The sequence below is a fragment of the Inconstantimicrobium porci genome (assembly GCF_009696465.1).
GTDB classification, from domain to species: domain Bacteria; phylum Bacillota; class Clostridia; order Clostridiales; family Clostridiaceae; genus Inconstantimicrobium; species Inconstantimicrobium porci.
Genome location: NZ_VULX01000022.1, coordinates 29,559 through 41,877, shown reverse-complemented (window position 1 = coordinate 41,877; position 12,319 = coordinate 29,559). Strand labels below are relative to the sequence as shown.

Annotated in this window: 13 protein-coding genes and 1 riboswitch; of the genes, 10 read left to right on the top strand and 3 right to left on the bottom strand. The window is 31.4% G+C overall.

Annotation, left to right across the window (positions count from 1 at the left end):
• Positions 1-172 precede the first annotated feature (172 nt).
• A riboswitch (purine riboswitch) is annotated at positions 173-274 on the top strand.
• Positions 275-715: 441 nt separating this feature from the next.
• The 5 genes from FYJ33_RS12305 to FYJ33_RS12285 all read left to right on the top strand — a co-directional run bounded on the left by FYJ33_RS12305 (position 716) and on the right by FYJ33_RS12285 (position 3,936).
• Positions 716-2,020, top strand: a complete 1,305-nt coding sequence (locus FYJ33_RS12305; protein WP_154532020.1) for an NCS2 family permease — start codon at positions 716-718, stop codon at positions 2,018-2,020.
• Between the two features lie 272 nt (positions 2,021-2,292).
• Entirely contained in the window at positions 2,293-2,820 is a 528-nt protein-coding gene (locus FYJ33_RS12300; RefSeq protein ID WP_154532019.1) for a phosphatase PAP2 family protein, read from the top strand.
• 59 nt (positions 2,821-2,879) lie between these two features.
• A complete protein-coding gene (locus FYJ33_RS12295) occupies positions 2,880-3,290 on the top strand; it encodes a nucleotidyltransferase family protein (RefSeq protein WP_277644195.1) in 411 nt (136 codons plus the stop codon).
• Positions 3,287-3,724, top strand: a complete 438-nt coding sequence (locus tag FYJ33_RS12290; RefSeq protein ID WP_154532018.1) for a HepT-like ribonuclease domain-containing protein — start codon at positions 3,287-3,289, stop codon at positions 3,722-3,724. Before FYJ33_RS12295 ends, FYJ33_RS12290 begins: the two co-directional genes overlap by 4 nt.
• Before the next feature lie 11 nt (positions 3,725-3,735).
• Complete coding sequence (locus tag FYJ33_RS12285; RefSeq protein WP_235900841.1) at positions 3,736-3,936, top strand: NUDIX hydrolase; 201 nt, start codon at positions 3,736-3,738, stop codon at positions 3,934-3,936.
• Between the two features lie 82 nt (positions 3,937-4,018).
• Here FYJ33_RS12285 and FYJ33_RS12280 read toward each other — a convergent pair whose 3' ends face one another.
• A complete protein-coding gene (locus tag FYJ33_RS12280; protein ID WP_154532016.1) occupies positions 4,019-5,179 on the bottom strand; it encodes an iron-containing alcohol dehydrogenase in 1,161 nt (386 codons plus the stop codon).
• A 267-nt stretch (positions 5,180-5,446) separates the two neighbouring features.
• Between FYJ33_RS12280 and nrdJ the strand changes: the two genes are divergently transcribed.
• From nrdJ to FYJ33_RS12255, 5 genes are all read left to right on the top strand, one after another.
• A complete protein-coding gene (gene nrdJ, locus FYJ33_RS12275; protein WP_154532015.1) occupies positions 5,447-7,534 on the top strand; it encodes a ribonucleoside-triphosphate reductase, adenosylcobalamin-dependent in 2,088 nt (695 codons plus the stop codon).
• Positions 7,535-7,886: 352 nt separating this feature from the next.
• Positions 7,887-8,246, top strand: a complete 360-nt coding sequence (locus tag FYJ33_RS12270; RefSeq protein WP_154532014.1) for an alkaline phosphatase family protein — start codon at positions 7,887-7,889, stop codon at positions 8,244-8,246.
• Positions 8,243-9,061 carry a histidinol-phosphatase HisJ family protein gene (locus FYJ33_RS12265; RefSeq protein ID WP_206046693.1) on the top strand — a complete coding sequence of 273 codons (819 nt, stop codon included), beginning with the start codon at positions 8,243-8,245 and terminating at the stop codon, positions 9,059-9,061. The genes FYJ33_RS12270 and FYJ33_RS12265 overlap by 4 nt, the downstream gene beginning before the upstream one ends.
• Positions 9,062-9,169: 108 nt before the next feature.
• On the top strand, positions 9,170-9,841 hold the full coding sequence (locus tag FYJ33_RS12260; RefSeq protein ID WP_154532012.1) for a hypothetical protein: 672 nt from the start codon (positions 9,170-9,172) through the stop codon (positions 9,839-9,841).
• A 285-nt stretch (positions 9,842-10,126) separates the two neighbouring features.
• Positions 10,127-10,612 (top strand): CinA family protein, encoded by a 486-nt coding sequence (locus FYJ33_RS12255; RefSeq protein ID WP_154532011.1) that lies wholly within the window; start codon positions 10,127-10,129, stop codon positions 10,610-10,612.
• 158 nt (positions 10,613-10,770) lie between these two features.
• Here FYJ33_RS12255 and FYJ33_RS12250 read toward each other — a convergent pair whose 3' ends face one another.
• Entirely contained in the window at positions 10,771-10,956 is a 186-nt protein-coding gene (locus FYJ33_RS12250) for a hypothetical protein (RefSeq protein ID WP_154532010.1), read from the bottom strand.
• Between the two features lie 217 nt (positions 10,957-11,173).
• Positions 11,174-12,229, bottom strand: a complete 1,056-nt coding sequence (gene cax / locus FYJ33_RS12245; RefSeq protein WP_154532009.1) for a calcium/proton exchanger — start codon at positions 12,227-12,229, stop codon at positions 11,174-11,176.
• Positions 12,230-12,319: the final 90 nt, after the last annotated feature.

The window sequence follows — 12,319 nt, the reverse complement described above, 5'->3', positions numbered from 1 at the left end:
ATTTATCATATACATAAAATAGATTTATAGGGAAGGGAAAAAATACAATTTATATGTAAAATAATGGATAATTAATAAAAAGTTTAAAAAGATATATTTTTGCCAACATTTACTTGACACAAACATTACTATAAAGTAACATGGACAAGTCAAAAAAAACATTGTATTATAGTCTATAACAAATCAAGACTATCGTATAACGCAGTCGATATGGGATTGCAGTTTCTACCAGGTTGCCATAAATAACCTGACTACGATGTGTTGTTCTCAGATGTCGTTTCATGGCAGATGAAAATTACATATCTAATATGATACAAAGAAGCTGATACAGAAATATAGTTAGTCAATATCATAAAATACCAAATAAGGACTTATAGATAAGAGAGTAGAATGAAGAGTGCAGAGATTCGGATGAAACTCCCTGAAGGGAGTTTCCAGCCAAGTTATAAGCAAACAAATACTCGAAATGACTGTTTAATCTTTGTAACTTCAGAGGTTTGGAGGCAGAACCTCCATTAAAATGAAGAAATTGGTGAGCATAGCGAACTAATTTCATCCTGTTCTCTTCTCTCTAATCGCTTATCTCTAATCTTATTAAATTCCAGTTTATGAAGAAGAGTTATATGTACTTAAAACAATATAATACGTAACAGCTAGCAATCAATTAACCTCATCATGCGATAAGCCTTGATTATTAAGGCATGGAGGAAAATAAATGAAGAAATTTTTATCTAACTACTTCAATTTCGATGAAAAAAATACTACTTTAAAAACAGAAATAATAGGTGGAATTACAACATTCCTTACAATGGCATATGCATTGTTTTTAATTCCAAGTGTATTATCTGAAACAGGAATGAATCAACAAAGTGTCTTTGTAGCTACAGGTCTTGCTGCGGTAATAGGTACTCTTATCATGGGTATATATGCAAAATTTCCAATGGTTCTTGCTCCTGGTGTAGGACTTAATGCATTTTTTGCATATAGCGTATGTCTTGGAATGAATATTCCATGGCAGACTGCAATAGCAGGCGTAATGGCTTCAGGAATAATATTTTTAGTAATTTCAATCACAGGACTTAGAGAAATAATAATTAAAGCTATACCACAGAACTTAAAGTTTGCTGTTAGTGCTGGTATAGGTTTATTTATAGCATTTGTAGGATTTAAAAATGCAGGTATTATCGTTAAAAGTGATGCTACATTTGTACAACTTGGTAATCTTACTGATCCTAATGTGTTACTTGCTGTATTTGGAATATTAGTTATCTCAATACTTATGGTAAGAGGGAAAAACACAGCAATATTTATAGGCATGGCTTTAACAATAGTTGTAGGTATGATTTTTGGAATAATACCAGTACCATCAAAAGTAATATCAATGATTCCATCAATGGCTCCGACTTTTGGAGTTTCAATCGCTAACATCAAAAATGTATTAACACCACAGATGATGCTTGTTGTATTTACATTCTTATTTATGGATTTCTTTGATACAGCAGGAACACTAGTAGCTGTTGGTTCAAAGGCAGGACTATTAAGGAAAGATGGATCAGTAGAAAATGGTTCAAAAGCATTGCTTGCTGACTCAGTTGCTACTTGCATTGGAGCAGTTTTTGGAACAACTAACACAACTTCATATGTTGAATCATTATCAGGAATAGCAGTAGGAGCAAGAACTGGACTATCAAGCGTTGTTGCAGGATTATTATTCTTAGCCTCTTTATTCTTTTCACCACTATTAGCAGTAGTAACTAATGCAGTAACAGCACCAGCTCTTATCATAGTAGGATCACTTATGTGTGCAAATCTTAAAGAAATAGAATGGGATAAGAGTGAAATAGCGATTCCATCATTCTTAACAGTGATATTAATGCCACTTACATACAGTATAGGTGAAGGAATAGCATGTGGATTCTTAACTTATGTAGTGCTTAATGTATTCAAAGGAAACTACAAAAAAATCCATCCAGTAATGTATGTATTAGCAGCACTATTCATAGTGTACTTTATAATATAATTAATAAAAGCAGCCTTAATTCAAATATATTTTCGAAGGGCTGCTTTTTAATTAATAACTAATAATTCATAGTGCATAATTAAGGATGAAACTCACGTTTGCGCGAGTTTCAAATAAGAAGGTTTGGAGGAGAATCCTCCCAATAAGCATAGAAAATAAACAAGCAAAATCTGTGACTGGTGACCTTTGCTCTGATTCATGTTTTATTTGTTGTTAAAAAGATGTTTTTTGGATATAATCTATATAAATAATAAATTGGAGGGGTTTAGTATATGGAAATGAATATTCTTCATGCACTTCAGGAACTTCACAATCCTGTGCTTGACAGTATCATGGTGTTTATAACGAGTCTTGGGAACGCGGGGGCAATATGGATTGTATTATCAATAATATTTATCTGCATTAAAAAGTATAGAAAATGCGGAATTACTATGGCAGTGGCTCTTTTGATATTTGGAATTTTCGGTAATGTAATTATGAAAAATGTGTTTGCAAGATCACGTCCTTGCTGGATAGATGATAGTGTAAAAATGCTTATAAAAATACCAAAGGATTATTCATTCCCTTCAGGTCATACAAGTGTGTCCTTTGCAGGAGCTTTCGCAATATTTTTATATTACAAGAAAGCAGGTATAGCAGCTTTTGTACTAGCATCGCTTATTGCTTTTTCACGTTTATATCTTTTTGTTCATTATCCAACAGATGTAGCGGCTGGAGTGCTGATAGGACTGCTTTGTGCAGCAGCGTCATTTTTTATAGTGAAGAAAATTTATGAGAGAAAATTTGAAATGGTAAAATAATATTTGTAAGTTAATCTATAATAATAATAAATTAAAATTTAACCATATGGGGTGTAAATGTGATATATGATAAGAATAAAATAATTGAACTTCTTAAATCTGACAAATGCAGTAAGATTTATGAAAATTATGGTATAAACTCTGTGATAATTTTTGGCAGCATAGTTACCGATGATTTTGAAGAATATTCTGATGTTGATATTGCTGTATTAAGCAGTCATAAAATTGGTCTTTCTGCAATCATGGATATAGAAGATTCGATAAGTAATCTAATAAATAGAGATGTAGATGTTGTTTTTTTAAATGGTGAAGATATAGATTTAAGATTTAAGGTTACTGTTTATGATTCTGGCATACTTATATATAACGATAAAAACGATGTATTCACTAAAGATTATAATAAAACTGATATTATATATAAAAATAATGAAGAATTTAGATATTTTAGGGAAAGAGATGTGATTGAATGATGAATACAGACAGACTGTATGATATAATTAAAAATATAAGAGAAACTCTATCTCTTATGGACAAGGCTATTAAAGTACTTAATGAGACTTCAGATGATGGTATGAGGGAGATAATCATGTCGTCTATAAAACAAAGTTTTCTTGAATATTTTATACTTATTGAAAATTACACATCCCTTTGTCTGAAGGAACTAAAACTTTATAAGATAAGTGATGATATGGATAAATCACTTATAAAACTATATCAAAATAATATATTTAGTGAAGATATCTATAACTTTTTAAATCAATATAGAAAGTATAGAAATAGAATTGCACATGTTTATAAGCAACCATCAACAGAAGAGATACTTACATTTATTAATGAAAACAGAGAGAATATAAATGAAGTTGTTGACATTATGATTTCAATGTATAAGGAAAAAATAAAATAGATGATTAGGGAATGGAAAATATGAAAGTTAATTTTTATGATTCAGTAGAAGATAAATTTTTAAAGTTTGCAGTAATAATAGCAAAGTATAATGGCAAATATGTATTCTGCAAACATAAAGAAAGAGATACATATGAAATACCAGATAAATTAACATATCCAGAAATACAGCCAAAACTTATGGAAGAGGCAAAGAAGAGAAACATACTATAGGTAAAAGGTCAAAAGTCACAGGTCACAGATAATGAAAAAACTGTGACCTGTGACCTTTTACTTATGATCTTATACAGTTGTATTATAGGCTCTCTTTTAAAATATTAATTACATCGTTCTTATTAAGTGGAACATATGCATATTGAAGTCCACCGAATTTTACTGCATCTTCTGCCATCTTTTCAAAATGAGTTTCATCTATATTAAGTTCTTTTAAAGTCATTGGAATTTTGCAGTCTTTGAAGAACTGTTCAGTCTTATCAATTGCTTCGTTGGCTACTGTAAATTTATCACCAGTATTTTGAATATGGAAGACATTCTCGCCATATTGGACAAACTTATCCACAGTCTTATCATTTAAAATATATCTCATCCATCTTGGTGTGATTATTGCAAGACCGACTCCGTGAGTGATATCATAAAAAGCACTTAATTCATGTTCAATAGGATGACAGCTCCAAGCCTGATTTTTTCCACAACCAGTAAGTCCGTTTAAAGCCAGTGAACTAGCCCACATAAGATTTGCACGAGCTTCGTAATTTTCAGGATCTTCTAATGCAACAGGGCAGTATTTTATACAAGCTTCTAAAAGACCTTCTGAAATTTTATCTTGAACAAATGTATCAATTTCAGTTGAAAAATAGTTTTCAATTACATGTGACATTATATCTGCTGTACCAGCTGCAGTTTGATATTTTGGTACTGTATAAAGGTACTCAGGATCAAGAATTGAAGCTTTTGGCAATATATATTGTGACTCTGTTCCTATTTTTTCGTTAGTTTTCATATTGGATATAACGGCATAAGGATCCATTTCTGAACCAGTAGCTGCAAGAGTAAGGATTGTTACTAATGGAAGAGCTGCTTTGATTTTAGAAGGATTAGTAACTATGTTCCAGGCATCACCTTCATAGCAAACACCAGCTGCAACAACTTTAGCACAGTCAATAGTACTTCCACCACCAGCTGCTAAAACAACATCTATATTATGTTCTCTGCATAATTTAATTCCTCTTTCCACAGTTTCTATACGTGGGTTAGGTTCAATACCACTAAGTTCAATTATAGTACAGTCTTTAAGAAGCTTATGAATACTATCATATATTCCATTTCTTTTTATGCTTCCTCCACCATAACATAAGAGAACATTTTTCCCATATCTTGAAATTAAATTAGGAAGATTTTTGATTTCACCTTTACCAAAAAACATTTCAGTAGGTGCATAAAAATTAAAGTTCTTCATTTATAATTACCCCTTTATAATTAATCTCAAACATATTATAACTCCAAATAATTTATTTTGCTTTAGAAGTTAAATAATAAAAAAATTTTTAATAAAATAAAATGTTAATGCAATGTTGAAAAATACACAATCAATACATTCACAATATCTAGTGTAAACGAAACAATAACAATACAAGATGTTGTATTTAAAGATGAAATGATTTAAAATAAATTTTATTGAGAAAAGATTTATACATACGATGATAGTGAGTTGGAGGAACAATAGATGGCCGGAATTTTATCAGATGAATTTTTAAATAAATATAGAGAAGAAGAAGCACCACTTAGCAGCATTGGTGAATTTGTATATCTAAGAACTTATTCAAGATATTTAAGTGATAAGAGAAGAAGAGAGACATGGTTTGAAACTGTACTTAGAACTACAGAATATAATGTTGGACTAGGTATTGATTTTAAAAAACAAAATAATTTAGAAATTGATATGGATGAGGAAAGAAAGGAAGCAGAAAGATTATTTGATAATCTTTATAACCTTAGAACTTTTACATCAGGAAGAACTTTATATATGGGTGGAACAGATATTGTCAAAGAATATCCACTTTCTAATTTTAACTGTAGCTTTACGATGATAGAAAGTTTTCATGATTTTGTAGATGTATTTTACTTACTTATGGTTGGATCAGGTGTAGGCATAAGAATTGACAAAAAAGTTATCAGCAAAATGGATAATGTAAGAAAAGTTAATCTTAGAAGCATTTATAATGCACAGGAAAAAGCTAATAAGAGTAAAGCTGAAATGGAACATACTGAGTTAATAGTTGATGGAGATGGGAATTCAGCAATTATTAAAGTTGGTGATAGTAAAGAAGGATGGTGTGAATCTTTAGAATATTACTTAGAAATAATTACTAAAGAAGAACACAAGCACGTTAAAAATGTGATGATTGATTATAGTTACGTCAGAGATAAAGGAGAAAGACTTGAAAGATTTGGTGGCAGAGCTTCTGGATATAAATCACTAGAAAGAATGTTTGAGAAAATTAATAAGGTAATACAAGAAACAGAAGAAGGAAGCCTTAAACCTCTTGATGTTCTTGATATTGCAACAATAATAAGTGAAAATGTTGTTTCAGGCGGGGTAAGAAGAAGTGCCATGATGGTTATCTGTGACGAAGATGATACAGATATTATTAATGCAAAGAGTAATCTTTATACAGTGGTTGATGGAAACTGGGTTGAAAACAAGGAAATTTCTCATAGAAAGATGAGTAACAATTCAGTGCTTTATAAGGAGAAGCCAACACTTGAAAAGATAAAAAGTATTCTCCATTCAATTAGAATTAATGGTGAACCAGGATTTATCAATGGCATGGAAGCAAAGAGAAGAAAGAGTGGCTTTAAAGGCTGTAACCCATGTGGAGAAATACTTTTAAAGTCACATGAATGTTGCAATCTGACTACTAACAATCTTTATGCTTTTGTTGATGATAACAATAATGTTGATTTAGAAAGACTTGAAAAAGTAATCAGACTTTCAACAAGAGTAGCACTGAGAATGACACTTGTAACTGTCGAGCTTGAATCATGGGATAAAGTAATGAAGGAAGACAGAATAATCGGGATTTCACTTACTGGCATGATGGATATGATGAATAAGACTAAAATGAATTATGCAGATCTTGCTGAACTTTTAAGAAAACTTAGAAGCTGTGTCAAAGATGAAGCAGAAAAGTACTGCAAAGAGCTTAAGATATCAGTACCCGAGCTTATGACTACAATTAAGCCAGAAGGAACACTTTCAACGTTGCCATGTGTAAGTTCAGGAATACATTTTTCACACTCAAACTATTATGTTAGAAGAGTAAGAGTATCAGTTAGTGATCCATTATTCAAAATGATAGATGAGCTTAAGTGCTATCCAATTTACAACGAAGTTGGCCAGACTGATGAAAACTGCACAACTAAGGTTATTGAATTCCCTGTTAAAGCACCGGAAGGAAGAACAAAGTATGATGTGGGAGCAATTGAACAGCTTGAATTGTACAAGATGTCAATGGAAAACTGGACTGATCACAACACTTCAATTACGGTACATGTAAGAGAAAATGAATGGGATGATGTGGCTAACTGGCTTTATAATAACTTTGACTATGTAGTAGGAATTACATTCTTGCCACTATATGAAGAAACTTATCCATTACTACCATACGAAGCTATTACTAAGGAAGAGTATGAAAAGAGAGTTTCAGAAATTAAACCAATGAATTATGATATACTTAAATTCTACGATAACGATGAAGAACACGAAATAATCGACAATGAATGTGCATCAGGAGTATGCCCGATACGATAAAAGTGATATGATTTTTAATATGTTTGAACATAATTAATTCTTTAAGAAAAGAGACTGCATAAATTAAATGATGCAGTCTCTTTTTGCGTATGCAGAGTGGTAAAAATGGGTTTGAAGTTGATACAAACAAAATAATAAAAAAATATAAGAAATTGAACTCTATTTAATTGTATGCAATTGAGTTGAATCAAATTAAATTGTGCACGATATATTGAAAAAAATAAAAAAGTTGTGTCACCATTGTTCAATGACATTTATTTGCAAAGAAAAATCTGAAAAAGGCTCGTCCACCAAGACACTATATGTAAAAAAGCTGTATAATATAGATATATAAGGAAAGAAGGGATAATATATGAGTAAGACTATATTTGTGCTACTTGATGGATGTACATATGATAGTGCACAAGAAAATCTGGGATTTTTAGAACACCTTATTGAAGGCGGTGTTGGGAGCAAGTTTAAGGTAAGGGGGGAGTTACCTTCATTATCAAGACCTATGTATGAGACTCTACTTACTGGATTGCCTGTTTGCAGTCACTTAGTTACAAACAATTTAGTTCAGAGATTGTCTTTAAAAGAAAATATTTTTACACTCTGCAGAAAAAATAATCTTAACACTGCAGCAGCTGCTTATCATTGGGTAAGTGAATTATATAATAAATCGCCGTTTAATCCGGCAACAGATAGAATTCAATGGGGGGAAGCATTTTGAGTAATTATATTTTTGACAGTCATGTTCATTCAAGAAATTCCTTTGATGGGGAGGAAAGCGTGGATACTTTATGCAGCTTTGCAGTTAATAATAATATAGATGGCATCTGCATAACTGATCACTGCGAAATTAATGAGTATGATGAAAGCTTTGAAAACAGCATAAGAAAATCTCATTCTGATGTGGAATGTGCTCAGAAGAAATATGAGGGCAGGCTCATTGTGAGAAAAGGAATTGAGCTGGCACAGCCACTGCAGAATATGGAAATAGCAGAGAAAGTTCTTAAGAAGTTTCCTTGTGATTTTATTATTGGTTCAATGCATAATCCAAAAGATGAACAGGACTATTACTATATTACAAAAGAAGAATACATGGACAAGCAAAGACTAGATTACCTGCTTACAAGATACTACGAAGAGTATTATGAAATGACAAGATGGGGCAAATTTGATGTTATTGGACATATTACATATCCTTTAAGATATATAGAAGGAGTTCATAAAATCAAAGTGGACATGACAAAGTACAATGAAATAATCTTTGAAATGCTGAAAGTGGCAGCACAAAGCGGTATTGGAATCGAAGTAAATGTATCCGGGTTCAGACAGCCTTATAATAAGCAGTTCCCAAACTTTGAACACATAAAAGCCTACAGGGATTTTGGTGGCGAGATAGTAACAATCGGTACTGATTCTCATAACAGCATCACTTTAGGATCATACTTTGAAAAAGGAGAAGAACTCTTAAAACAGGCAGGTTTTAAATATTACAGCTCATTTAAAGAGCATAAACCAGAAATGATAAAGCTAAAATAAATTAAATAAGAAATATATATGTAAATTGTTAACTTATTGATACTTTTTTATGATTCACTTTTTATATAATGTAAAAGCATACATAAATAGACAAAGGAGTAAAATGAAATGAAAAAAGCAATGATTTGTTTGATGTTATGTTCAGCACTATTTTTTGTTGGATGTAATGGAGAGAGCCAGAAAGAAAGTACTTCTAATAATTCTACAAAAGTAACGTCTTCTGAAAATACAAATAGTACTGAAGATCAGAATAATAAAGAAAATAAAGAAGGCGAAGAAAACAAAGAAAATGATTTAAACAGTAGCAGTAGTTCCAGCAACACTAAAACAGAAAAGACAACTGCAACAACAAAAAATAAGATAACAAGTACCTCTGGAAATAGTTCTGTACAAATAAAAGATAATAAAGCTGAAAGCATCTATTCAGAAGTTAAGTCTTATATTTTAAGTGAACAGAAGAAAAAACCAGAAGCAGAGAAGATAAAATGGAGCAAGGTATTTTTAGACAAAGTTGATTTCGCACCACTTTATGATAAGTATATTAAAGAAGGAGGAAATAAGAACAGTGTAGAGGATTTCGCTTTATATATATCTAAAAATGCACCAGTACAAAGTAACTGGAAGAACCTTTTTGAAGCTGATTTTGAACAGAAGTACGGACAGAAGGTAACTAAGATAAAGCATTTAGAAGGATATTTATACCAAGCATACATAAATATTGATGGTAAGGATGTACCGTACGTTGTTGTTAACTCAAGAACAGGATACTTCCATGGCTAAATATACAAAGTCACTCCTTTTTTATCTTTATAGTTTTCTGATAAAGAGGTTTGGAGACTTGTCTGCATTGGAGTTAACAATTAGGCATCGTAGAGAGCCTAATTGCTTCCTCACCTGTGACTTGTGACCTGATACCTATGAGCTTTACGAATAATTTATCTTTCCAAGATGTATTTTATGTTTGATAATTACTTGATTATAGTAGTTCTTTTTTTGCTATTTTAATTAATGCAATAGTTGTATTATAATGGTTTTATGTATCTTTAATGAAGGGAAGTTAGAACAATGAATAGTGAAGAAGTTATTAAAAAGATTATAGAGAAAAAAATCAGTATCACAACTATGGAAAGTTGCACTGGAGGATTTTTGATTAGCTGCATTACAGATGTTGAAGGAGCTTCTACTATAACTGAAGGTGGATTTGTAACTTATTCAAATGAGCAGAAGGAAAGAGTAGGTGTACCAAAAGAGACAATAAATACATATGGTGTTTACTCTAGTGAGACAGCTGAAAAGATGGCTGAGGTATGTAGAGAAAAGATGAACTGTCACATAGGAATTGGTGTAACTGGTACATTAAGCAATGTTGATCCTAATAATAGTGACAGTGTTCAGGGTGAAGTATATTTCTGTATCAAATATGATGATAAAACTGTTTCAAAAAAGATTACAGTTCCAATAGAGAGCAGGCATAAACAAAAGGAATTCATCAGAGATAATGTGTTCAACGAAATGGGTAAATTAATATACTCATTAAACGAGAATTTCTAGAATAGGTCACAGATATCAGGTCACAACAAAGGATATAATTAAATTTAGAAACTGTCCGCTAGAAAAGTTTCATCTTAATCTGTTACCTGTGACTTGTTACCTGTGACATCTATGATAAAATTAAGTTTATTATTAGTTACATACAGAGTAGAGATATATTAATTCTTCTTTAATTTCATTATCATATATGTTGGTGTTTCGATAAAGTTATCATATCTGCCTTTTTCGCTTTCTTTCCACTCTTCTGGTGGATAAGGTTCTTTCTTATAACTGTATGAATCTTCACCCTCTGTAAAATCTTCATAAGCTTTAGCCATCATGTCCCAATTTTTTTCTATGTTCACAATATAACCTCATTATTTTGTTTTTACTATTGACAAATTAGTTAGTATAATAGCACTAATTTGGAATAACAATGCTAGTTATACCTTAATTTTTAAAATAAGGGAATAATGAAGTTTCGTCCTATAGTAATCTAGGGGAAGCAAGACATATGAAGAAACAACATTAAGAGACTGTAAGGAACGACGTCGGCATTAGAATATGTCTTGCTGCCCTCTTTTATATTATAAAGAATCCAGCTGCAATAATTAGGTATACTGACATTAGCTGAATACCTTCAAGCCAGTTTGATTCACCATCACTGCATACTCTGTTTATTATTAGTACTGAAGCAATCAATGCAATAAGTTCAAATTGATTGAAAACTATACTCATTGGTTTGAAGAAAAGGCTGATAAATATTAAAACAGGAGCAACGAATAATATTATCTGCAGACTGGAACCTGTAGCTATTTCAAGTGCTACATCCATTTTATCTTTCATAGCCATAATTACAGCTGTACTATGTTCTGCGGCATTTCCTATGATAGGTATAAGAATTATTCCTACAAAGAATTCACTCCATCCTAAAGAAGCAGTAATAGGCTCGATACCGCTTACAAGAAATTCACTTTCAAAGGCAAGTATAACTGTAGCACAGACAAGAATTATGATGGACTTTTTCAAACTCCATTTTGGACCATGAGATTCTTCAATATTATTATGCTGCTCAGCTGTATATAAGTGTTTATGTGTACCAAATGAAAAGAATAAACTTAAGCCATAAATCAATATCATAATAACTGCAACAAAAATACTAAGACCCTCATATGTAGAGTTTACAAGTTCTTCTGGAAATGTATGCGTAAATAGTGCAGGAATACATAAACCAATAACAGCAAAAAGAAGCATATTTGAAGTCATTTCAGCAACTTTTCTATTAAATTTCTGCGTTTTGATTTTTAAACCACCAGCAAGCATAGCAGCGCCAGTTACAAGGAGGATATTGCCGATAACAGCACCGGCAATTGAAGATTTTACAACATCAAATAGACCTTTTTTTAATGCGAAGAAAGAAATAATAAGTTCTGTAGCATTACCAAAAGTACCATTTAAAAAACCACCGATTTTAGGACCAGCATAAAAAGAAATTTCTTCTGTGCCTTCCCCCATAAGTCCAGCAAGAGGGATAATTGACGCACAGGCAAGAATAAACATAATCGTACCTGAAGCACCCATAAATTTTGCAATAAAACTTATTGGAACAAAAATGAGTAAATATTTCAAGAATTTCATATATATCATAACCTCCTTTATGATTTGACACTGTATTATATTTTAACCAAATTTTAGATTAATATTAATTATAATAAAATGCAATAGGAT

What these genes read in the sequence shown, in the direction of transcription:
- FYJ33_RS12305 (WP_154532020.1), top strand. Translation starts at nt 716, where the DNA reads ATGAAGAAATTTTTATCTAACTACTTCAATTTCGATGAAAAAAATACT.
- FYJ33_RS12300 (WP_154532019.1), top strand. Translation starts at nt 2,293, where the DNA reads ATGGAAATGAATATTCTTCATGCACTTCAGGAACTTCACAATCCTGTG.
- FYJ33_RS12290 (WP_154532018.1), top strand. Translation starts at nt 3,287, where the DNA reads ATGATGAATACAGACAGACTGTATGATATAATTAAAAATATAAGAGAA.
- FYJ33_RS12285 (WP_235900841.1), top strand. Translation starts at nt 3,736, where the DNA reads ATGGAAAATATGAAAGTTAATTTTTATGATTCAGTAGAAGATAAATTT.
- FYJ33_RS12280 (WP_154532016.1), bottom strand. Translation starts at nt 5,179, where the DNA reads ATGAAGAACTTTAATTTTTATGCACCTACTGAAATGTTTTTTGGTAAA.
- nrdJ (WP_154532015.1), top strand. Translation starts at nt 5,447, where the DNA reads ATGGCCGGAATTTTATCAGATGAATTTTTAAATAAATATAGAGAAGAA.
- FYJ33_RS12270 (WP_154532014.1), top strand. Translation starts at nt 7,887, where the DNA reads ATGAGTAAGACTATATTTGTGCTACTTGATGGATGTACATATGATAGT.
- FYJ33_RS12260 (WP_154532012.1), top strand. Translation starts at nt 9,170, where the DNA reads ATGAAAAAAGCAATGATTTGTTTGATGTTATGTTCAGCACTATTTTTT.
- FYJ33_RS12255 (WP_154532011.1), top strand. Translation starts at nt 10,127, where the DNA reads ATGAATAGTGAAGAAGTTATTAAAAAGATTATAGAGAAAAAAATCAGT.
- cax (WP_154532009.1), bottom strand. Translation starts at nt 12,229, where the DNA reads ATGAAATTCTTGAAATATTTACTCATTTTTGTTCCAATAAGTTTTATT.